A 23673-nucleotide genomic window follows, 5' to 3' on the forward strand; every position below is an offset into this window, starting at 1 on the left:
GCAACCGCACCGGCTTGCACTTGGGGCGCCGGACGGGCATTTCTTGCGGAAAGGGACGATTTCTGATTGAATCTGCCCGATTTTTAGACATGAGGATCGGCACATGCAGCGTGTCACTGTCACTCTTGATGACGAGCTAATGGCGGATCTGGACCAGATCATGGCCGAACGCGGCTATGCCAACCGCTCGGAGGCGATCCGCGATCTGGCGCGGGCCGGACTGGCGCGGGCGCGGGTCGAGGCGGCTCCGGATGCGCCTTGCGTGGCCGCGATGGTCTATACCTACGACCACCATTCCCGCGAGGTGTCGCGCAAGCTGACGGCGGCGCATCACGACCATCACCAGTTGACGGTGTCCTCGCTGCATATCCATCTGGACCATGACCAGTGTCTGGAGGTTTCGATCCTGAAAGGCAGCGTTGGCGAGGTCCGCCATTTTGCTGATCACTTGGTCGCGCAGCGCAATATCCAGAACGGCGAGGTGGTGATCATCCCCTCGGGCAAAGGTACCGCTTAGGTCAGGTCGGCGGTCGCAGCATGATCGTCAGAAGCAGCGCCGCGTCCTCATGTGCCCAAAGGGAATGGATCACTCCGCCGTCGAGATAAAGCCAGTCTCCCGCCTGCATCCGGCGGACCTGTTGGCCGAAGCGGAAATCGACCACCCCGTCCAGACATTGCAGGGTGATGCTGCCATCGACCTTGTGGTCTTTCAGCTCCTTGCCCGCGGCCAGAAACAGGCGGATCGCCTCGAATTCCGGTGTCTTGACCAGTGCGTGGGTCTTGACCTCGGACAGACCGGCTTCGGGCGGGGCAAGGCTGACGATCTCGCCGGATAAGGCATGGGGTCGGGCCATATTGTTCCTTCGTGGGTTGGGGCCGCGCTTTCGGGCAAGACTGCTGCTCTCGCGCCGCGGACCAGCAGGACCAGCCGCGCATTTCCCGAATATTGCCCCAGATCGAGCGGGCTGTCGCCCTTGGATTGCTTGCAGTTCCGGCGCGTGGCCAGTTGCGCCCGCAGCGTGTCGAGGGCTTGAAGAACTCCTGCCTGATCGCAATACGGTTTCGGCCGATGGTGCTGGCGAAGGGGCACCGGAACACCCGCCTCGCCAGCGACGCAATCGGCTGCAGTGCCGCCTTCCGGCTGGTTGCGCGCAATCATGCGCTTCAAGCTGCGGGGAGCTTGAGCCGCAGCCCGACCGCCATCAGGCGAATGCCATCCGGCCGTGCATTCAGGTCAGGATGTAATCGTCGTAAAGGGATAGTTTGACGTCGGCGACGATCAGGAAATAATCGTCCTCATCCGCCGCGCCCTTGCCGAAGCCGTCCCCGTCCACATCGATCTGCAGGACGGTGTTCAGCTTGTTTTTCAGATCGGTATCGGACGGAGGGGCATAGGGCTCTCCGGTGTCGGGGTTGATCGAAAGTTTCTCGTAGAAGATCCGGAAGTCGTTGCCGTGCGACACCGCCGCGCCGAACCTAACCTGATCGCGTTCGGCCTCGAACGAGCGCGACAGGACGTAATCGGTATCGTCGCCCAGATCTTGGCGGCTCACGAAGATCACATCGGCATTCTGGTCGCGCTTCTGGTTGGGGTCCAACTGGAAGTAGGCGATATCGGGATTGATGATGTCGCTGCCCGAGCCGCTGACCATGGTGTCGCGACCTTTCCCGCCGTCGATGAAATCGTCGCCCGAGCCTCCGTCGACATAGTCGTTGCCTCTTTGCCCGATCACATAGCCATCATCGCCGCCACGGGCAAAAATCCTGTCATTTCCGTTGCCGCCGCTAATGAGGTCCTCGAAATCCGTGGCCCATATGAAATCGTCGCCTTCCCCGCCCCCAAGGGAACTCGCCGGCCAGTATTTTTCGGGATCCCAATCCTGCGACGCGATCAGGACGTCGTCTCCGGCATCGCCCCGCAGCCATGATCCGACCAGCCGGTCGTCGCCTGCGCCGCCGTTGAAATCCGCGAAGCCGGAACTGATCATCGTGTCGTCAAAGCGCGAGCCGTAGATCGTCGTAACGGAACTGCTGTCATATGCGGGATCGGCCGCGAACCAGTCGGTGCCGCCAAAACCGTCCTTGACCATGCCGAACAGCGACACGGTCCGCGTGGTCCCGTGTTCGTCGACAAAGGTTCGTTCGCCTTTCGCGTCAAGATTGACGAAAATCGCGTCCGGCGCTTTGCTGTAATCGGCGATGACCCAGGAAACGCTGTTCCCAGTGGTGCCATACAGATCGTCGCCGGCCGTGGCGCGGAAAATAGTGATACCCTCGCCGCCGCCGCCGAACAGCGTGTCGTCGCCTTGGGTGCCGCGGAAGATGACCGTGTCGTCCACGGTATAGATGTCCGGCAACAGATAGCGGTTACTGCCGGAAAGTTTGATCACAGCCATGGAATTTCCTCCTCAAAACGATCCTGCAGAACGCTCTGCGGGGATCGGTTGCGCTCGTGTAGCGTGGTGGGAGAAGGGAATCGTGCCGCCCATCAGGGGCGGTCCGTCATTCGCGGATCAATCTAGCATGTCGCGTGATTTGCCGCAAAATCTATCGCGGACAGGCCGGACCAGAAGGACCAGTGCGCTGGCATTCGCCGGTCCGGTGGTCCCGCTGCACGACAATCCGGCAGATCGCCGTGCAGCAGGGGCCGGTATCGGGGTCTCAGGCGAAAATCAGGTCATCCAGCACGGCATTGATGCGGGCATTCTGGACGGTCAGCACGTCGCCATCTCCGAAATCGAACACCACGTTTGCGCCGACCTGGGACGCATGGGCGCGGGCCTGCGCCATGTTCGTCACATCGCCGAACCCCTGCAGGCGGATGCGGTCGATCCCGTCCTGAAAATCGACGATCCGGTCCTGATCGAAATTCGCACCGAAAACGAAGGTATCCGCTCCGGCACCTCCGGTCAGGATGTCATTGCCCGCGCGTCCGGAGATGCCATTCGCCGCTGCGTTTCCGGTCAGGGCATTATTGGCGGCGGTGCCAAGGACCGAGACCGAGGCGCTTCCGGTCAGAACGACGTTCTCGACATTGGCATAGACATTGCCGGGCCGCGCCAGATCGATACCGATGCTCGAATTGATACGGTCAATGCCGCCCACAATCGCTTCGATCACCCGATCACTGGCATGATCGACCCAATAGACGTCATTGCCCGCGTCCCCGACCATGGTATCGGCCCCAAGACCACCGATCAGCGTGTCGTTGCCCGCCCCTCCGGTCAAAAGGTCGTAGCCCGCGCCGCCATTCAGGACATTGGCCCCCGCGTCTCCGGTCAGGGTGTCGCGGCCCGCGCCCGAGACGAGGTTCTCGATACCGGCCAGCATGTCGATTCCATGTCCGGTGTCCTGCCAGCTTTTGTTCGACAGATCGACCCGAACCGAGATATTTCCGGCATAGGAAGCCGTGTCGATCCCCTCGCTGCCGCGCAATACGTCCGAACCTGCGTCACCTTGCAGTAAATCGTTTCCGTTGCCGCCGATCAGCGTGTCATCGTGCCCGCCTCCGAACAGGCTGTCATTGCCGTCATGGCCGCGCAGCAGGTTCCAGTAGGAATTGCCCTGAATGCGGTTTGCAAGGTCATTGCCCGTCCCGCCGCCGCCAAAAGTGCCGGTCAGGGTCAGGTCCTCGATATTGGCGGTCAGTGCATAATCGAAATCGGCGAAGACGTGGTCGCGGCCCTGTCCGGCTGCCTCGATCACCACATCCTGCGGATCGACGTGGTAGCGGTCATTGCCTGCGCCGCCGATCAGGGTGTCGCGTCCGCCATTGCCGATCAACAGATCGTTGCCCGCACCGCCTTCCAGCCGGTCGCTGCCCGTGCCGCCGCTGATCGAATCGTTACCGGCACCGCCAGACAGGGTGTCATTGCCACCCAGCCCGTAGATCTCGTCATGGCCGCCACGCGCGCCGTTCCATGTATCGCCGCGGGCGCTGCCCTCGATCAGGAAATTGCCCTGCCCCAGCGTGACGCGGTCGCTGACCGCCAGCTGCGCCAGAGGTGTACCGCGCGGGACGGTTGCCAGCGCATAGCCGCGCCCGATCAGCTCGCTTCCGCCCAGCGTCGTAACGCCCGAGTAGTCGGGAAAGAAGCTGATCCCGCCAAGGAATGTCCAGTTGCTGCCCGTGCCTTGCGAATAGACATCCATGACCCGCATGTTGCCGGCCCCTGCCCCGCTGGTCTTCAATTCCAGACCCCAACCGGCATTGCCTTGGGCAGGACCGTTCAGCGTGACATAGGTGCGGGCAGTGACGGTGTGACGGGACATGGCGCTCTCCTAAGGGGTGGCGCCTCGTTAGTTGCGCGAAACCGGCGGTACAAACCGCTATGCCGGTTCCACGCCACGGCATCGCGCGGGTGTTGCACCATGGACGCAGGTTCCGCACACCTGTCTAAGGACCGAAGGGCGGATGGTCGCGCTGTCAGGATTTCGCCCTTGTCACGATACCTGCCGAAAGCGGGATTGCCGCTAGCAGCAGCGCCAGAAGCGTGAAGGCGACAACCAGATCGAACCGGTGCGCGACAAAGCCCAGCACGGCGGGGCCAAGCAATATGCCAGCATAGCCGATGGTCGTCACGGCAGCGATGGCCAGGGCCGGAGGCATGGCCGTTTGCCGACCGGCAAGGCTGAACAGGACCGGCACGATATTCGCGGCTCCCAGCCCGATCAGCACGAAACCCGACAGCGCGATCGCCGTCACGGGCGAGACCAACAGCAATGCGATGCCAAGGATCGCGACGATGCCGCTGGCGGTCAGGACGGGGCGGCCGCCGAATCTGGCGACGATCCGGTCGCCGGTCAGCCTGCCCAGCGTCATTGCTCCGGCAAATAGCATGTAGCCGACGCCCCCTTGGGCGGGGTCCAGCAGACCGCGCGCCGTGACCAGAAGCGCGCCCCAGTCAAGCACCGCGCCCTCGACCAGAAAGGTAAGCCCGGCAAGGACCGCCAGCAGCAGCACGATACCACGCGGCAGGGCAAAGGGCATCGCCTCTCCGGCACGGGCCAGCAAAAGGCGCGGCCAGGCGACCAGCAAAGCGGCCAGTGTCAGGGCGCTGCCGAACAGCGCGGCGGCGACCGGAGTCACGCCTGCGGCCAGAAGCAGGGTGACGCTGCCCGCGCCCGCAAAGCCGCCGATGCTGAACATGGCGTGAAAGCCCGACATCATCGGCTTGCTCGAATCGCGCTCGACCTCGACCGCGTGGATGTTCATCGCGACGTCGAGCGTGCCCAGCGACGCGCCGAATGCCAGCAAGGCCAAAGCCAGCAGCGGGGCGCTATGCGCCAGAACAAGGAACGGCAGCAGCAGGACCAATCCCAGTCCGCCGCCAAGGATCAGGGGCTTGCTTCCGACCTTCGCGGCCAGCCAGCCGGTCAGCGGCATGGCCATGATCGACCCGCCGCCAAGGCATAGCAGCAACAGGCCCAGCCCCGCCTCGTCTACGCCGACGGCCTGCTTGGCATAGGGCACCAGCGGTGCCCAGCAGGCCATGGCAAAACCCGCAGCCACAAAGGACAGGCGCGTGGCCAGTCGCGTCTCGGGGCGATTGTTGTTCATCATATTGGCTCTTTCAGGGGGTCCGGTTCGGCAAGCAGCACCCTGCATCCCGCGCCCGACAGGCCGTCGCGCAGCGTTTGTCCTGCATCGGGTGACAGGATGTAGGTGCCGATTCCGGTCGGCTTGCAAATGCGATAGGGGGCGAATGTGCCCAGCTTTTCGGTTGTCAGCATGACGGCGGTGGACCGCGCCATCTCCAGCAGGCCACGCTTGAAGATCACATCGTCGCGGTCGAAACCCGCCAGCCCCTCGGACGGGTCAAAGGCACAGGCACCCAGAAAGCACCGGTCGATGCTGTATTCGGCCAAAGCGTCCAGCGCCTTGGCATCCACGCGGCCACCGACATGGTGGTTCACGCGCCCGCCAAGGATATTCACCTCGATCCCGGGCCGTTCGATCAGCGCCGCCGCGATCAGGACCGAGTTCGTCACGATATTGACCCCGAGGACCTGCGGCATTTGCCGCGCCAGCGAAAGATTGGTTGAGGAGGAGTCCAGAAACACTGTCTCTCCGGCGCAGATCAGGTCAAGCGCGCGGGCGGCAAGGCGGGATTTCTCGGCCGGACTGTCATTCAGGCGTGACGTGAGCGGCCCCGAGGCCGTCGAAAGCGGCAAGGCACCGCCATAGACCCGCTCGCAGACCCCTTCGGCGGAAAGACTGCGCAGATCGCGGCGGATGGCGTCTTCGGAGACGCCGAATTCGGCTGCCAGATCATTCGACAGCACCGGAACGCCCGCCAGCAGCCGGTTCCGGATCGTTTGCTTCCGCTGGGTCGGAAATCGTGATGAATCGCGCATAAACGTGCATAAACAAGAAAGCAGCGCGGATTGCAACGGGAATTGGCGGCGCTAGTCCAATCGTGAAGCCGTCAGCCAAGTCGCGGTGGCGGCTGCCGGATCGACGGCGTCCCCGACATCCCGTGGCACCATGACGAAACTGTCCGCGATGCCGAGGTCTTTCAACTGCCACGAAACCCCGCCGCCGAATTGCAGATGGCCCATGCCGATGATTCCGATCCCCAGCCGCGCCGGATCGGCCTGCACGATTCTGGCCAGCCTTGTGGCGAAGGCGCGGTCCCAGACCTCTTGCGCGGCAAGGAAGCCGTCGAAGGCGGGATCATGCGCGGATTGTGGGGCCGCGTCGGATCTTGCACCGCGGGTCAGGTCAAAGATGAAGTTTCGATAGGCGTCAGGCGAGGGGCGCGGTCGGGTCAGCCCCTCTTTCAGGTCATCCGCTACATTGTCCCAGCCCGACAGGCGGGTGTTGCGGACCAGTTCGCGGCGCACGTTCAGCCCGACCATCGGGATGCCCATCTCGCGGCAGAAGCGGAAAAGCGGCAGGTAAAGCTCGGCGGGAAAGCCCCAGACCTCGCTCCAGCCGACCGTTTCAAGGAAGGCGTCTTCGGACAGCTTACCCGCGACCCAGTCGGCAAGCACCGGATCGACCCGTGCGGGAAACATCTCGAAGCCCAGCGTGACGGGGCGATGACCGGCAAGGGCGACTGCGACATGCAATTGCCAGCGGTGGTGATCGGCGCGGTCGTGACGCTCGCCCAGCAGCACGACCTGGCTGCGGGCCGCGCGGGCGATGACGGCAGGATGATCCTGCCGCTCGCCCCGATGATCGACCCAGAACCCGCCGGTCATGCCGTCACCATGGTTTCCAAGGTCAGCGTGGTCGCCGCGCCGTCAGCGTCAAGCGCGGCCTGATGGCCCGCGCGGGCATCCCAACCCGAAAACGCCCCGCCCTGCAGATGCAGGTGGAAATCGGCGGTCATCACGTTCAGGTAGCCCATCGCGGGTTTCAGCGCCTCGATCCGGCCGGTCCAGTCCTGCCGCAGCACGCCATTGTCGAACCGGATGCGGACCATGTCCTGCCGGTCCACCGCCTGTTGCAGGGGCGGATGCAGCGGATCGGCGGGGTCGAGTTCCGTACGCTCGCCCACTTCCGGTTTCTCGCGCGGGGGCAGCGTTTCGCGGTCGAGATCGACCAAGGGGGCCGCGAACGGCTCTAGCCCGTCCATGCCGACGATGGCAAAGCCCGTCTCGCCATCCGCAAGCCGGAACTCCAATCGCGGATAAACCTTGTCGCGCATGACCGAGCTTGTATCCAGAATGACCTCGGCCACGGCATCGACCGCGATCACGGCATCGTGGCAGGCCCCACCCAGATGCATGTCCCGTCCCGATTGGCCGACCGTTCCGACCGGACCGATGCGTTCATGCGTGACGCCGCCCTGCTGGCCGATGACCATGACTTTTCCCATTCCGGGCAAAAGCTTCAGGATTTCTGTCGGGGTGATAAGCAGCCTGACGCGCAGGGGTTCGATATTCTCGTTCATGCGGAATCCTTCTGGTTTATGTCGTCGTCCAGCCGCAGGATCTGGTCGGCGACCAGACCCGACGGCTTGCGGTGGGCAGTGATGATGATGCTGGTTTCCGGCAGTTCCTGACGCAGCCATTGCAGCAGATCGGCCTCGGAGGCGGGGTCAAGCGCCGCTGTCGCCTCGTCAAGGATCAGCCAGTCGGGGCGGTTCAGCACCGCGCGGGCCAGTCCCACGCGCTGACGCTCGCCCATCGACAGGCCGCTGACACCGTTTTCCCCGACCAGCCGATGCGACAGGCAGACGCGGTGCAGAACGGCATGGACGCGCGGCAGGCCCAGCGTTTCGGCGGGATGGGGATAGCTGATCGCAGCCAGCAGGTCGTCATCCATGACCGGAGCCCCCGCGGGTAGCAGCAGGAAGCGACCGGCGGGGCGCTGGATATGGCCGCGACCCCAGCGCCACAGGCCGGTGATGGCGCATAGCATCGTCGTCTTGCCACGGCCCGAGGCTCCGTCGATCAGCAGCGTCGCTCCGCGCGGCAGGTTCACGTCGGGCATCGGTTGCAGCGTTTTCCCGTCGGGAGTCGCCAGATGCAGGCCGCGGACCCGCAGCACGCCATCGGGCGAGACATCGCGCGTGATGCCCTGCGGCTCGGGCCTTGCGATCGCGGTCTGCTGCATCATCCGGTCCAGCCGCTCACAGACCGCGACGAATTGGGCGAGCTTGGAATATTCGAAGACGAACCAGCTGAGCGTCGTGGTCACATTCGAGAACGCGCTGGCCAGTTGCATCAGCCCGCCCAGCGTCACCGCCCCCGCGAAATAGGCGGGCAGCGCGAAGAAGGTCGGAATCCGCAGCACGGTCTGCTGATAGGGTCGCGTGAACAGGCCAAGGACCAGTTCCGCCCGCATCACGCCGCGCCAGTTGCGGGCGACGGCGCCGAAACGCTCGGCAAGGCGGCGACGCTCGGCGGCCTCGCCTTCGGATTGGGCGATCTGGTCGGCATTGTCGCGCAGGCGCATCAGGGCGTGGCGGAAATCGGCCTCGACCTTTTCCTGCTGGAAATAGCGCCGCTTCAGCGGGCGGCCCAGAAGATGCGTGATCAGGGTAGAAGCCGCGACGTAAAGCGGAGCCAGCCACACCATATAGCGCGGGACCGAGATCTCGTTGCCCCAGACCGTCAGGTTCAGCGCGAACGATGCTGCCGTCCACAGCACGGCGACATAGGAAAACAGCGCCACGACGCTGGTGATCAGGTCGATGGTGAATTCCAGAAACTGCTCGACATATTTGCGGCAGTCCTCGGCGATGCGCTGGTCGGGATTCTCGATCGGCTGATCGCTATAGCCCGGACGCAGCGACCAAAAGGCGCGGTTGCCGACCCATTGCTCCAGCGCGACATGGGTCAGCCGGGCACGCCAGCGGATCAGAAGCAGTTTACGCAGCCAGTCCGCCGCCAGCCACGATGCCGCCATGGCCGCGACGATGGCAAAGAACACCCCGATCTGGCGCAGCGCGGCGGCGGCATCCAAGTTTTCCAGCGCGTCGTAGAAGGCCTTGTTCCATGCAATCATCCGCACCGAAAGCCAGACGCCGCCAAAACCAAGCATCAGGACCAGCGCGAACAGCGCCAGTCCCGACCACCGGTCCGGGCCAGAGGTGGCAATCCTTGCCAACCTGCCAGCCCGTCCCAGCGTTTCCTGCAGTTTCCCCGCCACTTGCGTCAGAAGGTGAAGTCAAGCGAGGCGGTGAAGGCGCGGCCCGCTCCGGTCTGCAACTCGATCGGGTTCGACGCCGCAACCGAGGTCGAGGCGGCGCTGGAATAGGTCGCCGCCGAGGCCTCGAAATAGCGTTTGTCGAACAGGTTCCTGACGCCCATGTTCAGCACCGCGTTTTCGGCCACCTGCCAGCGGGCATAGGTGTCGATCAGCCCGTAGCCCGCCGGTTTGAAGTTATCCTCGGATTCGACATATTTCACCGACGAGGCAAAGACGCCGACGACATCGACGGTCAGGCCGTCTTGCGGGGTATCCCAGCTCAGCGCGACATTCCCGCTAAGCGGCGGCAGCGTGGTGGGCGTCTCCTCGGCATCGGGATCGACGCGTTGGTCGCCCTTCTGCCACGAGGCCGCGCCAGTCAGGCGCAGCGTGTCGCTGATCTCGTAGGCGGCTTCGAACTCCAGCCCCCAGACCCGCATCTCGGACAGGTTGCGATAGGTATAGTCGCTGGTTCCCGGCGGGTTGTAGAAGCTCTGGATGAAGTTGTCGTAATCGGCATTGAAGGCGGTCAGGCCGAAATAGCCGCGCGCCGTTTCGCGACGCAGGCCGAATTCGATGCTTTTGACTTCCTCGGGTTTCAGGTCGGGCGCGGGCGTCATGTCGAAGAAGGCCCCCGGAACCGAGGTGTAAAGCTGCTGCGCCGTCGGCATCTTGAAGCCTTCGCCGTAATGGCCCCAGACCTGCCAGCCGTCGCCAAAACGATATAGCGCGCCAAGGCTTTTCAGCAGCTTCTCGTCCTCGCGGATGCGGGGTTCGGCACCATCGATGACCTGATAGTCGCCATTCGGGCGCGGGTCGATCTTGTAGGTCGCATAACGAAGACCCGGCGTGATTTCCAGCGCCCCGCCCAGCAGCGAGATCTGGTCCTGCACATAGATATCGGCGCGGCGCGTATCGGCATTGGCGAAGTTGAAGCCGCCCGCAGGCGTTTCCGTCACGTCGCCGGTGGTCAGGTTGCTGGCGACATCAAGACGCGAATAATCCGTCTTGGTGTGATCGCCGTCAAAGCCCCAGGTCACGGTATGCTTGGCCGATCCGGTTTCGAAGCGCGAGGTGGCCTGAATGTCGAGTTCGACGAAATCCTCGTCATAGCCCAGATAATCGCGGGTGATCATCTGGTCGCCAGCCGAGGATGTGCTCCATTTCTTGCCCGAGCGGTCATAGCCGCTGGGGGTATAGGCCAGCGTGGTGCGGACCTCGTCGACCAGCCGGTTCTCGGGGGTCCAGACATATTCCAGCCCGAAGCGCTTGCGGGTCATGTCCAGATCGCGGTCGTAATTGTGGTTGACCTCGCCCGTCGGCAATCCGGTCATCGTCGAATAGACCGGACCGAGGGTATTGTCGTATTGGACTTCGGTTTTGCGATCGAGCCAGTCGAAGGACAGTTCCAGACGGTGTTCGTCGCTGGGCTTCCAGACCGCCTTGGCAATGGCATGGGTCGCGTCGGTATCGGTCGGGTTCAACTCTCCGCAGGGGGTCGCGCCATATTCGACATTGCGCGGGCAGCCATAGATGCCGCCATCGTTGCGGGCGTTCGACAGTTCGGCCTCATGCGCGGCGGATCGCGACAGACCGGCCATGATCGACCAGTCATTCCCGAATCTCTGCGCGAAAGCGCCCGAAATCGAGCTACCGTCATTAAGTGAATCGTAAGCCATCCGCGCCATGCCGCCGCTGTCACGGCCTTGCAGCAGATCCTCGGGGTCGATGGTCTCGACGGCGACCACGCCGCCCAAGGCATCCGCGCCCCACAGGACCGAGGACGGCCCCTTGGCGATCTCGACCTGCTTGGTAAAGGCAAAGTCCAGATAGTCGCGCGTTCCGTCGGTGATGCGTTCGGGCACGCGCGAGCCGTCGATCAGCATCTGCACGCGGTTGCCGCCGACGCCGCGAATGGTGAAACCACCAAAGGTGTTGAAGGGGTCCGTCGCGGTCGTCTGGCGCTGCACCGTCACACCGGGGGTATAGCGGACCAGTTCCTGCATGTCGTCCAACCCACGGGCGCGGATTTCCTCGCCATCGATGACCGTCACCGAGGCCGGCACTTCGCGTGTGCTGGTGCCCTGACGGTCGGCCAGCAGCGTGACGGGCGCCAACGACATGGTTTCCGGCTCAGGCGTCTGGGTCTCGATCTGCTGCGCCATAGCGGGCGCGCAGATCGTCATCAGGGCAAGCGCGGTCGTTGTCCGGAGAGCATCCGGAAGTCTGGATCGTTTCATTTTGTGAGCCTTTGCGAGCTGCCGCTAGCTGGCAAAGGCGGGCGCGGCGATAAATCGCAGTCTCAATCAGTTACCGCACTTATTTTGTCAAGATTAACACGGCAATAAACGGCAACAAAATGAATCATTGGGAAATTTACAACAACGCTTTGTCACATTTGCTGTGGGGCAAGTCCGGATGGCGACAGCTGTTGCTGTCGCGCGTCCTTCGATTTCAGCATGTCATCGGGTGAAAGCTTGAAGGCGCGGCCGAAACCGCCGTTCAGCAGGCCAGATTGCGGCACGAGACGCCAGAACCGGAAATCCGGCAGGCCGATATAGACCTTGGATTTGGGGTCCTGCCCTACCCACGCATCGCGCATTTCGGGGGTGGCCTCGATCTGTTCGGCCTGCGCCAGAACCGACAGGCGGGCATGGGCCATGACATCGCCCTTGGCCACACTGTCATCCGAGACCAGCAGTCCGGCGCGCGGGTCCGCGATCAACGCGCGGGTATGCGCGGCCAGACCCGACAGCAGGGCGACAGGCGTTCCGGTCCCGTCAATCTGGACGGCGATGCGGGTGACCAACGGCGTGCCGGTCTCGGGATCGAGCGTGCCCAGAACGGCATGGCGCATCTCGGCCAGCAAGCGGCGGGCAAGCGCGCGGGCCTCGTCATCGGTGGGGCGGATGGGGTCGAGTTTCTTGGTCATCTGTCTGTTCGCTCTTTCAGGACAAAGGCAAGGCGGGGCGGCTTGTCTTGGGCTGGCGATCCGCGACGGATGGCTGGCATGAGTATGGACCCCTGCGCACCTTTCGCCCAGACGGGGCGCAAAGTGAATAGCATCCCCTTGATTTTCCTGCCGGACGGGGCTCCGGCCTGCGCCCGTCCCCGCCCCGAAGGTCAAATCCGAGTAAAAAACTAGCCGGAGCACGTCCGATTGTTTCACTCAACTATTTGAAATATAAAGATTTTATATTGACGTTCCTTCCCCGCGCGGCTATCTGTTCCTCAAGACGGCCAGCCAGCGATTTGCCAGCCAGCCGTCTCCTGTAAACCGAAGCCCGAACAGGAGAACGTCATGTCCCATGCAGCCTGCAACGCCTGCGCCTTTTACGAAGATCACGTCGCGAATTCGGCCCATACGCTGTCCGATGCCGGTCTTTGCCGCGTCAATCCGCCGGTGAACCAGAAGGACGCCGATACCCGTGGCTTCTGGCCGGTCGTCAAATCGAACGACTGGTGCGGCAAGTTCGCGACCGTTTTCGCGGCCGAGTAACCGGATCACCGCACGGGTTCCGAAACCCCACGATTGGCAGCCATCCGGCTGCCTCTTGCGTTTCGGGACAAGCGCCGGCCACCCGACGTCAGCGGATCAGATATTCTGGCCGCCCGAGGCCTCGATGCGCTGCGCCGTGACCCAGCGGTTGTCGTCGCGCAGAAGGCTTGCGACCATCGGGCCGATGTCATCGGGCAGGCCGACCCGACCCAGCGCCGTTCTTGCCGCCAATTGCGCATTGATCTCGGCATTGTCGCGCACCCGTCCGCCGCCGAAATCGGTCTCGATGGCTCCGGGCGCGACGGTGTTGACCAGAATGCCGCGCGGACCAAGCTCTCGGGCCAGGTAGACCGTCAGCATCTCGATCGCCGCCTTGGCCGAGGCATAGGCCGCATATCCGGGCAGGGACATGCGCGTCAGGCCGGACGAGAAATTCACGATGCGCCCGCCATCGGCGATCAGGGGCAGCAGGGCCTGAACCAGAAAGAACACACCCTTCACATGCACCTGAAACAGCCCGTCGAACTGGGCTTCGGTGGTGTTTTCGAACGGCGTGAACTCTCCGTGGCCGGCATTGTTCACCAGATGGTCGAAACTATCGCGCCCCCAGACCTGACGAAGCTGGTCGCGAAGGTTGTCGGCGAAGGCCGGAAAGCTGGCATTGTCGGCCATGTCCAACCGCAGCGCCATGGCGCGGCGACCCATCGCGCGGATTTCGGCAACGACCTCGGCGGCCTGCGCTTCGTTCCCGCGATAGGCGACGATGACATCCGCTCCGGCGCGGGCGATGGAAATGGCGGTGTTGCGGCCTAGGCCGCGATTGGCTCCGGTGATCAGGGCGATCTTGCTCATCGGGAGGTCCTTTCGGGTTTTATTGCAGGACCGATGTCTAGCGCAGCCCCGCGCCGACAGGTTGCCCGTTCCCCGCCAGTTCTTGCCTATTCCCGCCCGGTACTTCCGCAGCATCGTGAAAAGCGCCATATTCACGGCATGGATCATGCCCAAAACCATCGCAGCTTCGCCGCGCTTCTGGATCACTGCCGCCGCTGGGCCGAGCGTCACGGTGGCGCGGAAGGGCCGATACCCACGCCGGTTCCCGGCCTGTCGATCGTGCGCGCCTTCACTCCGGGCGGGTTGCAGGTGGCCATACACAGGCCGTTGATCGCCATGCTGCTGCAAGGACGAAAGCGGGTCGCGACCCATGACGGCAGCTTCGAATATTGCGCGGGCGAGGCGATGGTGGTTTCGGCCGATATCCCGACGGTCAGCCAGATCACGCGGGCAAGCCTTGCCGCGCCCTATTACTCGCTCGTGCTGGAATTCGACCCTGCGATCCTGCGTGAATTGTCGGATCTGGCGCCGCAGCATCAGGGCGCGCTCCGCACCGTTCGGGTCGAGCCGGTCGGCGGCGATGTCGCGGATGCGGCGCTGCGATTGGTGCGCCTGCTTGACCAGCCTTTGGCCCTGAAGGCGGTCGGTGACGGGTTGTTGCGGGAGTTGCATTACTGGCTGCTCATGGGGGTACACGGGCCCGAGATCCGGTCCTTGCGCGCGCCGGACAGCCATTCCGAGCGGATCGGTCGGGCAGTGGATATCTTGCGCAGGGAATATACGCGGACGATCCGCGTGGACGAGTTGGCCGATCGCGCAGGCATGAGCGAGGCCGCCTTTCACCGGCATTTCCGGACGATCACCACCCTGTCGCCGCTGCAATTCCAGAAACAGCTTCGCCTGATCGAGGCCAGACGCATGATGCTGGCGGAAGGCGCGGGGATCGCGAAGGCGGCCTATGCGGTTGGCTATGCCAGCGTGTCCCAGTTCACGCGCGAATACAGCCGCCTGTTCGACGAATCCCCCGGTAGGGATATGCGCGTGGCAAGGATCGGGGCGTGACCGCGCGCCGGAATAAGGGAAAGCCCCGAATTTCTCGGGGCTTTCGTTAAGGTATTGCTGTCGTCGGGGCAATCAGGCGGGCGTCATGTCGTCGCCATCTCGGTTGCCTGCTGGTCGCGCAGATGGTCGCGATACAGCGCCTTGGCCAGCGACACGCACATTGCCACCATGACAAAGGCAAAGGGCAGCGCGCCGATGATCATGGCGTTCTGAAGCACGGCCAGCCCGCCGCCTCCGGCAAGGATCAGCGCGGCGATGACCAGCGTCAGAAGCACGCCCCAGACGATGCGATGCACGGTGCTGGTTTCTTCCTCTCCGCCGGCCATGATGGTGTTGATCACCAGCAGTCCCGAATCCGCCGAGGTGACCAGAAAGGTCAGGACCAGAACCACGCACATCACCGCGACAATGCCGTAAAGCCGGTCGCTGATGATGTAATGCAGCGTAGCGAACAGCTTGTTGGTCTGGGATGCGTCGATGATGCTGCCCTGCGCGATGCCCGACATTTCCAGATCAATCGAGGTTCCGCCCAGAATGGTCATCCATGCGAAGCAGACCAGCGCCGGCATGATGACCGCACCCAGAACGAATTCCCTGACCGTGCGCCCGCGCGAGATGCGGGCCAGAAACAGCCCCACGAAGGGCGAGAACGCGATCCACCACGCCCAGTAGAACGTCGTCCAGCCCGATTGCCATTTGCCCAGTTCGGTATCGGTTGACCATGCCTCGAAGGAAAGGGCCGGAAAGTGCTCGGCATAGTCCACCAGCGCGCTGCCATAGCTGGTCAGGGCAAAGCCGAACGAGCCGAAAACGACAAAGATCAGCAGCAGCGCCGTCGAAAGGATCAGGTTCAGGTTCGACAGGTACTTCACGCCGCGCCCGACACCCGAGACCGCCGACATGATCGACAGGCCCATGACGACGACCAGCGCCGCGATCAGCCCGACGGCCGAAGGGGTGGGGGCGGCACCGTTTTCACCCGGTTGCAGCAGCCACTCCATGCCGGTGACGGAATAGACGCCCTCGACCAGCTGGCTGACGCCGAAGCCGATGGTGACCGCGACGCCAAGGATGGTCGCCACGACGCCCAGAACGTCCACGGCGTGACCGATGGGGCCGTTGACATGGCGGCCAAGGATCGGGGTCAGCGCGCTGCGGATCGTCAGCGGCATGTCACGCGTATAGGCGTAATAGGCCAGACACAGCCCCGTCACGACATAGATGCCCCATGCGTGGATGCCGTAATGCAGGAAGGTGTAGCGGAAGGTCGATTGCAGCGCCTCGGCCGAATGCGGCGCGACATTCCCGCGGACGATCTCGGGATTGCTGTTCCACAGGCCCAGCGGCTCGGCGGTGGCATAGACCATCAGCCCGACGCCCAGACCCGCCCCGAACATCATCGCGAACCACGAGAACGTGGAGAATTCGGGCTTTTCGTCCGGTTTCCCCAGCCTCCGGCGCCCCGAGGAGGGAACCAGTGCTACGAAAAGAAGAAACCATGCGAAAAGCCCGACCGAGATGACGTAGAACAGGTTGAAACTGTCCAGAACCTCGCCGTTGACCAGCGAAAGGATGGCCTCGGCGCTGCCGGGACGCAGAAGTGCCCATGCCGTCAGAAGGGCGACGGCAATTTTTGAGGTGAGCGTGATGGGCAGGGAATAGCCCTCGTAGAAACCTCGCTCGGATGTGTTGATATCGATATCAGTGAATGGTGCCGGTATATCGCTCATATGTCTGTCCGGATGGACCTCGTGTTGTTGCTGACGGGATTTGATTCTGATGGTTGCAGCGGTCGCCTAAAAGGCGCCGCCCGTGGCATTCCGGTTCCGCGAAACGGGCCTGCGACCGTCTCGCAGGGGGTGGTTCCTTGCCGCGAGCGGTCTCCGGAACCAGCGGACCGGCTCGCAGGCGAGGCGGTCGGATATGAAGTGAAGAACTTGCAAATCGAAGCGGTGACTATCAAAAAACGACACAGAAAACAACAAAGCGACAGAATTTTGTTGTATTTGCTTGCTTTTTAACGATTTAACCGGACCGTCCGAAGCCGATTGGCTTGGGTATTCTGTCGTCAGGCTACGCTTTCCCTGCCGATCACGGGGAAATCTGCGGGCGTCAGGGCGATATCGGCAATCGAGCATCCGTCCAGCACCGCAAGGAACGCCTCCATCGCGCGCTGCAGGGGCGCGATCAGGCGGCATTGGCTGGTGATGATGCATTGGTTGCCGGTCCGAAAGCACTCGACCAGCCCGAAATCGGTCTCGAGATGGCGGACCACCGCGCCGACGCTGATCCGGTCGGCTGGCCGCGCCAGCCGCAATCCCCCCGCGCGCCCGCGCTGCGCGGCAAGGAACCCGCCCCGCGTCAGGGCATTCACCACCTTCATCATCGTGCTGCGCGGCAGGCCGTAGATGGCGACAAGCTGGTCGATGGTGAACAGCCGCTCGCCTTGCGTGGTGGCATAGATCATCACCCGCAATGCCATGTCTGTGCTGTCGTTCAACCGCATCGGGCTCTCCTTTCGGGCTGAGACGGAATGTCGCAGCTATTTAAGATACCTTTTATTGGAATCTTTTTGAAGCTGGCATTATCTCGATTTCGACGGAAACATGAGCCAGCGTCAGGAGGACATCATGCCCAAGCCGCTTTCCGAGGAAACCCTGTCGATTATCGAGGCCACGGCGCCGGTCGTCGCCGCCCATGTCGACCAGATCGTGCCCTGCATGTATCGCCGCCTTCTGGCCGATCCCGAAATCCGCGCGTTGTTCAACATGTCGCACCAGAATGGCCAATCGCCCCAGCACAAGGCGCTGGCGGGGGCGCTGGTGGCCTATGCGACCCATATCCGCAATCCCGCCGTGCTGGGCGGGGCGCTGGAACGCATCGCGCAGAAGCATGTCGGCCTGCAGATCCTGCCCGAGCATTACCCCCATGTCGCTACCGCCCTGCTGGGTGCGGTCAGCGAAGTTCTGGGCGAGGCCGCGAAGCCCGAGATCCTTGCCGCATGGGGCGAGGCCTATTGGTTCCTCGCTGACACGCTGATCGGGCGCGAAGAACAGATCTATTCGGCATCCGAGCAGGCCGATGGCGGCTGGCGCGGCTGGCGTCAGTTCCGCATCGCCTCGAAAACGCCCGAGACGCACGAGATCACCTCGTTCCTGCTGGAGCCCGTCGATGGCGGTCCGGTGCTGGCCCATCGCCCCGGTCAATATCTGAGCTTCCGTTTCACCCCCGCCGAGGGCGAGGAATTCCGCCGCAACTACTCGATCTCGTCTGCGCCGAACGGGCGCGACTACCGCATCACCGTCAAGCGCGAGGCGGGCGGGCGGATCTCGAACTGGCTGCATGACGCGGTCGAACCCGGCAGCGTGATCGACGTCGCGGCCCCGGCGGGCGAGTTCTTCCTTGACCCGACCGGCAAGCGCGAGGTCGTGCTGCTGTCGGGCGGGGTCGGCATGACGCCGATGATTTCGATGCTGGAAAGCTGCGGCGGCGGAGATCTGCGGATGATCCATGTCCACGCCACCCGCGATGCGCGCCATCACGCCATGCGCAACCGCCATCTGGATCTGGCCGATGAAAGCCATGTCTTCTACGAGGCCCCCGAGGTCGGAGCCGAGGGCATCTTCCATGCCGGTCGGATCTCGCCGGAATGGCTGGTCAGGATCAGCGATCCGAAGATCGCGGATTATTTCATCTGCGGCCCGACCGGCTTCATGGATGCGATGATCCGCGGCCTGCGCGCGGCGAATGTGCCCGATGACCGCATCCATTACGAGCATTTTGGCCCCGCTGCGGCGCAACTCGGCTAAGGGGAATATCATGGCTGGCATGGCGGAAAAGATGCGCAACTTCACCGGACCGGCGCTGTTCAGCCATGGTTTCCGGCCCTTCTTCCTGCTGGCGGCCCTTTGGGCCGTCGGCGCGATGTTGCTGTGGATTCCGATGATGATGGGGCACGAGCCGCTGGCGATCGGTTTCGATCTGTTCAGCTGGCACGCGCATGAATTCCTGTTCGGCTATCTTGGCGCGGTCATCGCGGGCTTCGTGTTGACCGCCGTGCCGAACTGGACCGGAAGGCTGCCGGTGATGGGCTGGCCCTTGGCCGGTCTGGTCGGGTTGTGGCTGGCCGGACGGTTGGCCATGGCCTGTTCGGCGCATCTGCCTTGGCTGGTCACTGCGCTGGTCGATCTTTCACTGACCGTGGCGCTGGTCTGTTTCATCGCGCGCGAGATCTGGCGCGGCAAGAATTGGCGCAACCTGCCTGTGGTCGGGCTGATCGCGCTTTACGGCTTGGCCAATGCCGGTTTCCATGTGCAGGAACATATCGCCTCGCCCGCCTATGAAAGCTGGGCGATGCGCCTTGGACTGGCCGCCGCCCTGCTGCTGATCGCGCTGATCGGCGGCAGGATCATCCCCAGCTTCACGCGGAACTGGCTGGCCTCGCGGCAATCTCGGGTGCTACCAGCGCCGTTCGGGCGCGCCGATGCGGCGATCCTTGGCGTGACCGGCCTGACCCTTGCGGGCTTTGTCGGTTGGCCCGAGGCCACCGCGACCCATCTTCTGATGCTGCTGGCGGGCGTCCTGCATCTGTGGCGCGTCCTGCGCTGGTGCGGCTGGCAGGTGCGGTCCGAGCCGCTGCTTTGGGTCCTGCACAAGGCCTACGGACTGCTGGCGCTGGGGTTTCTGGCCGAAGGCGTTGCGGGCTTTGGCCTGATGCCGGTTCCGACCGCGCGCCATATCTGGCTAGAGGGTGCCATCGGGCTGATGACGCTGGCGGTGATGTGCCGCGCGACCTTGGGCCATACCGGCCGAGAGCTGCATGCCGGACCCGCGACGCTGGCGATTTTCGTCGCGATGCTCGTCTCGGTCACGGCGCGGGTGGTGGCGGGACTCGCGGGGAATGCCACGGGACTGATGCATCTGTCGGGCGGGTTGTGGATCATGGCCTTTGCCGGATTCGCCGCGATCTATGGTCCGGCGCTGATCCGGCCAAGGCTGGCGAAAAAGCAGCCCTCGGGAACGGCTAGGGCCTGATTCAGTGGCCCGCGACGAATAGCAGTAGACGTAACGGCAGGCCATCGGTTCAATGGGGGCGTCCCGGCGCACCCGAGGTGACCATGAACGACGGCTTGGCACGGCTTTTCTTCGGTGTGGGCCTCGCGCTCATGATCGGTTGGGTTCTTGTCATCGGGCGGGTCATCATCCAGCCGGTCGTCATGAGCGTCATCGTCGCCTATGTCGTCCTTGGTCTGGCCGAACTGATCGGGCGCGTGCCGGGATTGGGCGGAATTCCGGCCTCGCTGCGTTATACGGCTGCTGTCATCGTCAGTTTCGGAGCGATGGCGCTGATCGTCTGGCTGATCGTCCAGAACGTCACGCAGGTCGCGGCGCTGGTTCCGGGCTATCAGGATCAGGTGCTGGCCCTGATCCAGCGCGGCGCGGTCGCTTTGGGCCTTGATGACGAACCAAGCTGGCAAAGCCTGAGACGCGATCTGGTCGGATATCTCAACCTGCACAGGGTGATACTTGGCTCGGTGATCTCAGTCATGTCGATCATCGGCACGTTCACAGTGATCCTGATCTATGCGGGCTTCATCCTGCTTGAACAGAAAGCCTTTGCGAACAAGATCGTGTGCATGTCGGACCAGCCCTCCAAGGTGAACCAGATCCAGCAGGTGATACGGGACGTCAACAGCCGGATCGGCACGTATCTGGTCATCAAGACGCTGATTAACATCGTCCTTGGCGTGGCAAGCTACGCGATCATGCTGCTTTACGGCATCGAGTTCGCCGGTTTCTGGGCGATGCTGATCGGGCTGCTCAATTATATCCCCTATGTCGGCGGCGTGATCGGGGTCGCCCTGCCCAGCCTGCTGGTCCTGCTGAATGTCGGGGAAATCTGGCCGGTCGTTGTCTTTGTTCTGGTGATGTGCATCCCGCAGGTCGCGCTTGGCAATTTCATCGAGCCTTGGCTGATGGGGAATTCGCTGAATGTCAGCCCCTTCGTGATCCTTGTCAGTCTGGTGATCTGGACCTCGCTTTGGGGCATCGTCGGCGCGATCCTTGCCGTGCCGATCATGGCGATTCTGGTTATCATCTTCAGCGAGATCGACTCGACGCGACCAATCGCGGTCCTGCTGTCCAAGGATGGCAGTCTGGCCTGAACCGGTGCGTCAGGCCCGTTGTTGCAGCAACCGGTAGCGCGACAGGCTGGCGACAAGGTGCTGGCGCATCTGCTCGCGCGCCGCGACCGGATCGGATGCGCTGATCGCGGCGACGATGCGGCCATGTTCCTCATGCACATCCGTCAGGTGGCGCAGGGCGTCGTCCGTTGTGTCGGTTTCGGAAATGATCGGACTGCCAGAACCGGAAATGAAGTCGAAGAAGCGCCGGTTGTTCGCGGCGATGGCGATTGCGGTGTGAAGTGCCAGATCGGCGCCGGGCTCGTGTCGACCCGATTTCAGCATCTCGCCGAACCGGCTATGGCGGCGGTAGATTTCTTCCTCTTGCGCGGGTGAGCGGCGCACGGCGGCCAGCGCCGCGGCCTCGGTTTCGACCGCGACACGGAACTCGAACAGTTCAAGAACCGAGGTGGGGTCCGCGTTGCCCGCGACCTCGGGGCGGGCCGGACCCGAGCGGTCGGCGACAAAGACTCCGGCCCCTTGGCGCGACTGGACCAGACCTTCCGCGCGCAGGGCAGAGATGGCATCGCGGACAATGTGGCGCGACATCCCGAAACTTTCGATCAGCACCGCTTCCGAGGGCAGCTTCGACGCCACCGGATAGCGGCCGGACAGGATATCGTCGCGCAGGCTGTCGCACAGTTTCGCCAGCAGGGCCTTGTTCGCGATGCGCGATGGTTTTGCATCTTGGTTCATGCCGCCACGTCTAGCGACAGGGCGGGCATCGCGGCAATGGGCTTGACACGGGATTAAGCCCGAAGCGCGCAAGGGCACTTCGGGTCGTGGTCAATGCGGCAGGCGGATAGCCCGCCGCGTCGCCTTAATCGGCAAGCACATATTCGAACGACCGGTCGCGCGCATCCGCTTCGGCATCGCGGTCGTCGGGCGCGCCATAGCCGCCGCCTCCGGGCAGTTCCAGCACCAGACGCCGCCCCGCCGGAACGTGCTGGCGGCCCTTGGTCGCAAGGATCGTGCCGTCATCCAGCCGCACGACGCCCGGCGCGCCATCCATGCCGCCCTCGCGTCCACGCGGGGGATGGGCCACGCGGTCGAACATCGCGTTGAAATAGATCTCGTGACCCGAGGTCGGCGAGATCTCGACGACCTGACCCAGACCGCCGCGATATTTCCCCGCGCCGCCCGATCCGTTGCGTAGCTCCTTGCGCCAGAAGATGACGGGGCCGACATGCTCGGTCGCCTCGATCGACATGGAATGCACGCCGCTGGGGAAGGCGGTTGCGCTTAGCCCGTCCAGAGCGGGTCGCGCCCCTGCCCCGCCGCTGTTGAACAGCAGAACCTCGGCGCGTTGGCCGCCATCGGCGGGCGCATCGGTCCCGCGCAGCGGCCGGACCGAGACATGCAGGTTCCACAGCGCGCCCGAGCCTTCGGCCGGAACCTGACCGGGCAGCATCTTGTGGACCGCGCCCAGCACGGCATCGGGCACCAGATGGCCCAGAACGTGCCGAACCGAGACCGGGGCCGGACGCTTGACGTTCAGGATGCAATCCTCGGGGGCTTTCACCTTGAACGGCAGTAGCGAGTAGTGGTTGTTCGGGATTTCTGGCGCGATCGAGCATTTCAGCGCGTAGCAGGCATAGGCCGCGGAATAGATCAGCGGGCAGTTGATGCCTTTCGGGCTGGGCGGAGACGTGCCGTCGAAATCGCACACGATATGATCGGCCATGACATCCAGCCGCACCGCGATGTCGATGGGCTGGCCATAGCCATCGACCCGCATCACATTGTCATAGGTTCCCTGCGGCAGCGTGGCGATGGCCTCGATGGTGGCGTCATGGCTGCGCTGGAAGATGAAATCGGCCAGATCCTCCAGATCGGACAGCCCGAATTCGTCCATCATATCCATCAGGCGACGGTGGCCGATCTCGTTGCAGGCGGCCAGCGAATAGACGTCGCCGACGACCTGATGCGCCTCGCGGACATTGTTGCGCAGGATGTTCACCAGATCGGCGTTCACCTCGCCGCGTTTGGCAAACTTCATGATCGGGACGAACAGGCCCTCTTCGTAGACCTCGTTCGCATCGGGGCCGAAGCCGCGTCCGCCGACATCGACGACATGGGCGGTGCAGGCGAAGAACCCGATCAGCTGCCCGTCGCGGAAACTGGGCGAGACGACGGTGAAGTCGTGCAGGTGGCCGGTCCCCTTCCACGGGTCGTTGGTGATGAAGACATCGCCCTCGAAGATATTGTCGCGGCCGATATCGCGGATGAAATGGCCGACGGCCTCGGCCATGGCGTTGACGTGGCCGGGGGTGCCGGTCACGGCCTGCGCGATCATCAGGCCGGCGCGGTTGAACACGCCCGCCGACAGATCGCCGGATTCGCGCACACTGGTCGAGAAGGCAGTCCGGATCAGCGTCACGGCCTGTTCCTCGACCACGGAAATCAGGCGGTTCCACATGATCTGCTTATGCACATCGGACAGAATGGAGGTCATT

21 protein-coding genes are annotated in these 23673 nt (G+C 63.5%); 6 read left to right on the plus strand and 15 right to left on the minus strand.

The window, feature by feature from the left end; all coding sequences use genetic code 11:
- The first annotated feature begins 103 nt into the window (after positions 1-103).
- On the plus strand, positions 104-517 hold the full coding sequence (nikR, locus tag GL286_RS11680; RefSeq protein ID WP_155095749.1) for a nickel-responsive transcriptional regulator NikR: 414 nt from the start codon (positions 104-106) through the stop codon (positions 515-517).
- Position 518: 1 nt separating this feature from the next.
- On the opposite strand, the gene GL286_RS11685 is transcribed toward nikR, so the two are convergent.
- From GL286_RS11685 to GL286_RS11730, 10 genes are all read right to left on the minus strand, one after another.
- Positions 519-854 carry a cupin domain-containing protein gene (locus GL286_RS11685; RefSeq protein ID WP_155095750.1) on the minus strand — a complete coding sequence of 112 codons (336 nt, stop codon included), beginning with the start codon at positions 852-854 and terminating at the stop codon, positions 519-521.
- Positions 855-1229: 375 nt separating this feature from the next.
- Positions 1230-2396: a calcium-binding protein gene (locus tag GL286_RS11690; protein WP_155095751.1), complete on the minus strand. Its 1167-nt coding sequence runs from the start codon at positions 2394-2396 to the stop codon at positions 1230-1232.
- A gap of 265 nt (positions 2397-2661) precedes the next feature.
- Positions 2662-4272, minus strand: a complete 1611-nt coding sequence (locus tag GL286_RS11695; protein ID WP_155095752.1) for a calcium-binding protein — start codon at positions 4270-4272, stop codon at positions 2662-2664.
- 154 nt (positions 4273-4426) lie between these two features.
- Complete coding sequence (locus GL286_RS11700) at positions 4427-5560, minus strand: MFS transporter (protein WP_246184926.1); 1134 nt, start codon at positions 5558-5560, stop codon at positions 4427-4429.
- Positions 5560-6357, minus strand: a complete 798-nt coding sequence (locus tag GL286_RS11705; protein WP_155095754.1) for a DeoR/GlpR family DNA-binding transcription regulator — start codon at positions 6355-6357, stop codon at positions 5560-5562. The genes GL286_RS11700 and GL286_RS11705 overlap by 1 nt, the downstream gene beginning before the upstream one ends.
- 51 nt (positions 6358-6408) lie before the next feature.
- The gene (locus GL286_RS11710; RefSeq protein WP_155095755.1) at positions 6409-7206 is read right to left on the minus strand and encodes a ChaN family lipoprotein; all 798 of its coding nucleotides are present in this window, start codon (positions 7204-7206) and stop codon (positions 6409-6411) included.
- On the minus strand, positions 7203-7901 hold the full coding sequence (locus tag GL286_RS11715) for a hypothetical protein (protein WP_155095756.1): 699 nt from the start codon (positions 7899-7901) through the stop codon (positions 7203-7205). Before GL286_RS11715 ends, GL286_RS11710 begins: the two co-directional genes overlap by 4 nt.
- Positions 7898-9562, minus strand: coding sequence for an ABC transporter ATP-binding protein/permease (locus GL286_RS11720; protein ID WP_246184927.1), 1665 nt, complete (start codon positions 9560-9562; stop codon positions 7898-7900). Before GL286_RS11720 ends, GL286_RS11715 begins: the two co-directional genes overlap by 4 nt.
- Positions 9563-9609: 47 nt before the next feature.
- On the minus strand, positions 9610-11883 hold the full coding sequence (locus tag GL286_RS11725) for a TonB-dependent hemoglobin/transferrin/lactoferrin family receptor (protein WP_155095757.1): 2274 nt from the start codon (positions 11881-11883) through the stop codon (positions 9610-9612).
- A 152-nt stretch (positions 11884-12035) separates the two neighbouring features.
- On the minus strand, positions 12036-12575 hold the full coding sequence (locus GL286_RS11730) for a HugZ family pyridoxamine 5'-phosphate oxidase (protein WP_155095758.1): 540 nt from the start codon (positions 12573-12575) through the stop codon (positions 12036-12038).
- A 369-nt stretch (positions 12576-12944) separates the two neighbouring features.
- Here GL286_RS11730 and GL286_RS11735 point away from each other — a divergent pair, with 369 nt between their 5' ends.
- Positions 12945-13142 carry a hypothetical protein gene (locus GL286_RS11735; protein WP_155095759.1) on the plus strand — a complete coding sequence of 66 codons (198 nt, stop codon included), beginning with the start codon at positions 12945-12947 and terminating at the stop codon, positions 13140-13142.
- Between the two features lie 96 nt (positions 13143-13238).
- Here GL286_RS11735 and GL286_RS11740 read toward each other — a convergent pair whose 3' ends face one another.
- Positions 13239-13994 carry an SDR family NAD(P)-dependent oxidoreductase gene (locus tag GL286_RS11740; RefSeq protein ID WP_155095760.1) on the minus strand — a complete coding sequence of 252 codons (756 nt, stop codon included), beginning with the start codon at positions 13992-13994 and terminating at the stop codon, positions 13239-13241.
- Between the two features lie 33 nt (positions 13995-14027).
- On the opposite strand from GL286_RS11740, the gene GL286_RS11745 reads away from it, so the two are divergent.
- Positions 14028-15035, plus strand: coding sequence for an AraC family transcriptional regulator (locus GL286_RS11745; protein WP_246184928.1), 1008 nt, complete (start codon positions 14028-14030; stop codon positions 15033-15035).
- Between the two features lie 83 nt (positions 15036-15118).
- On the opposite strand, the gene GL286_RS11750 is transcribed toward GL286_RS11745, so the two are convergent.
- Both GL286_RS11750 and GL286_RS11760 read right to left on the minus strand, forming a co-directional pair.
- Positions 15119-16765, minus strand: a complete 1647-nt coding sequence (locus GL286_RS11750; RefSeq protein WP_155095761.1) for a BCCT family transporter — start codon at positions 16763-16765, stop codon at positions 15119-15121.
- Between the two features lie 338 nt (positions 16766-17103).
- Positions 17104-17541, minus strand: a complete 438-nt coding sequence (locus GL286_RS11760) for an RrF2 family transcriptional regulator (protein ID WP_155095763.1) — start codon at positions 17539-17541, stop codon at positions 17104-17106.
- Between the two features lie 124 nt (positions 17542-17665).
- On the opposite strand from GL286_RS11760, the gene hmpA reads away from it, so the two are divergent.
- From hmpA to GL286_RS11775, 3 genes are all read left to right on the plus strand, one after another.
- On the plus strand, positions 17666-18844 hold the full coding sequence (gene hmpA / locus GL286_RS11765; RefSeq protein WP_155095764.1) for an NO-inducible flavohemoprotein: 1179 nt from the start codon (positions 17666-17668) through the stop codon (positions 18842-18844).
- Between the two features lie 10 nt (positions 18845-18854).
- Entirely contained in the window at positions 18855-20069 is a 1215-nt protein-coding gene (locus tag GL286_RS11770) for an NnrS family protein (protein WP_155095765.1), read from the plus strand.
- 83 nt (positions 20070-20152) lie between these two features.
- Entirely contained in the window at positions 20153-21199 is a 1047-nt protein-coding gene (locus GL286_RS11775; protein WP_155095766.1) for an AI-2E family transporter, read from the plus strand.
- A 9-nt stretch (positions 21200-21208) separates the two neighbouring features.
- On the opposite strand, the gene GL286_RS11780 is transcribed toward GL286_RS11775, so the two are convergent.
- Both GL286_RS11780 and GL286_RS11785 read right to left on the minus strand, forming a co-directional pair.
- A complete protein-coding gene (locus tag GL286_RS11780; protein WP_155095767.1) occupies positions 21209-21913 on the minus strand; it encodes a FadR/GntR family transcriptional regulator in 705 nt (234 codons plus the stop codon).
- Positions 21914-22037: 124 nt separating this feature from the next.
- A complete protein-coding gene (locus tag GL286_RS11785; RefSeq protein ID WP_155095768.1) occupies positions 22038-23672 on the minus strand; it encodes a hydantoinase B/oxoprolinase family protein in 1635 nt (544 codons plus the stop codon).
- Position 23673 lies beyond the last annotated feature (1 nt).

Source organism: Paracoccus aestuariivivens (assembly GCF_009711225.1).
In the GTDB taxonomy this organism is placed as follows: Bacteria; Pseudomonadota; Alphaproteobacteria; order Rhodobacterales; family Rhodobacteraceae; genus Paracoccus; species Paracoccus aestuariivivens.

Bases quoted from the DNA above. Each gene is read 5' to 3' on its own strand.
- GL286_RS11690 (WP_155095751.1), bottom strand. From the start codon at position 2,396: ATGGCTGTGATCAAACTTTCCGGCAGTAACCGCTATCTGTTGCCGGAC.
- GL286_RS11775 (WP_155095766.1), top strand. From the start codon at position 20,153: ATGAACGACGGCTTGGCACGGCTTTTCTTCGGTGTGGGCCTCGCGCTC.
- GL286_RS11730 (WP_155095758.1), bottom strand. From the start codon at position 12,575: ATGACCAAGAAACTCGACCCCATCCGCCCCACCGATGACGAGGCCCGC.
- GL286_RS11725 (WP_155095757.1), bottom strand. From the start codon at position 11,883: ATGAAACGATCCAGACTTCCGGATGCTCTCCGGACAACGACCGCGCTT.
- GL286_RS11735 (WP_155095759.1), top strand. From the start codon at position 12,945: ATGTCCCATGCAGCCTGCAACGCCTGCGCCTTTTACGAAGATCACGTC.
- GL286_RS11785 (WP_155095768.1), bottom strand. From the start codon at position 23,672: ATGACCTCCATTCTGTCCGATGTGCATAAGCAGATCATGTGGAACCGC.
- nikR (WP_155095749.1), top strand. From the start codon at position 104: ATGCAGCGTGTCACTGTCACTCTTGATGACGAGCTAATGGCGGATCTG.
- GL286_RS11685 (WP_155095750.1), bottom strand. From the start codon at position 854: ATGGCCCGACCCCATGCCTTATCCGGCGAGATCGTCAGCCTTGCCCCG.
- GL286_RS11695 (WP_155095752.1), bottom strand. From the start codon at position 4,272: ATGTCCCGTCACACCGTCACTGCCCGCACCTATGTCACGCTGAACGGT.
- GL286_RS11760 (WP_155095763.1), bottom strand. From the start codon at position 17,541: ATGCGGTTGAACGACAGCACAGACATGGCATTGCGGGTGATGATCTAT.
- GL286_RS11700 (WP_246184926.1), bottom strand. From the start codon at position 5,560: ATGAACAACAATCGCCCCGAGACGCGACTGGCCACGCGCCTGTCCTTT.
- GL286_RS11780 (WP_155095767.1), bottom strand. From the start codon at position 21,913: ATGAACCAAGATGCAAAACCATCGCGCATCGCGAACAAGGCCCTGCTG.
- GL286_RS11770 (WP_155095765.1), top strand. From the start codon at position 18,855: ATGGCTGGCATGGCGGAAAAGATGCGCAACTTCACCGGACCGGCGCTG.
- GL286_RS11745 (WP_246184928.1), top strand. From the start codon at position 14,028: ATGTCTAGCGCAGCCCCGCGCCGACAGGTTGCCCGTTCCCCGCCAGTT.
- GL286_RS11710 (WP_155095755.1), bottom strand. From the start codon at position 7,206: ATGACCGGCGGGTTCTGGGTCGATCATCGGGGCGAGCGGCAGGATCAT.
- GL286_RS11705 (WP_155095754.1), bottom strand. From the start codon at position 6,357: ATGCGCGATTCATCACGATTTCCGACCCAGCGGAAGCAAACGATCCGG.
- GL286_RS11750 (WP_155095761.1), bottom strand. From the start codon at position 16,765: ATGAGCGATATACCGGCACCATTCACTGATATCGATATCAACACATCC.
- GL286_RS11740 (WP_155095760.1), bottom strand. From the start codon at position 13,994: ATGAGCAAGATCGCCCTGATCACCGGAGCCAATCGCGGCCTAGGCCGC.
- GL286_RS11715 (WP_155095756.1), bottom strand. From the start codon at position 7,901: ATGAACGAGAATATCGAACCCCTGCGCGTCAGGCTGCTTATCACCCCG.
- hmpA (WP_155095764.1), top strand. From the start codon at position 17,666: ATGCCCAAGCCGCTTTCCGAGGAAACCCTGTCGATTATCGAGGCCACG.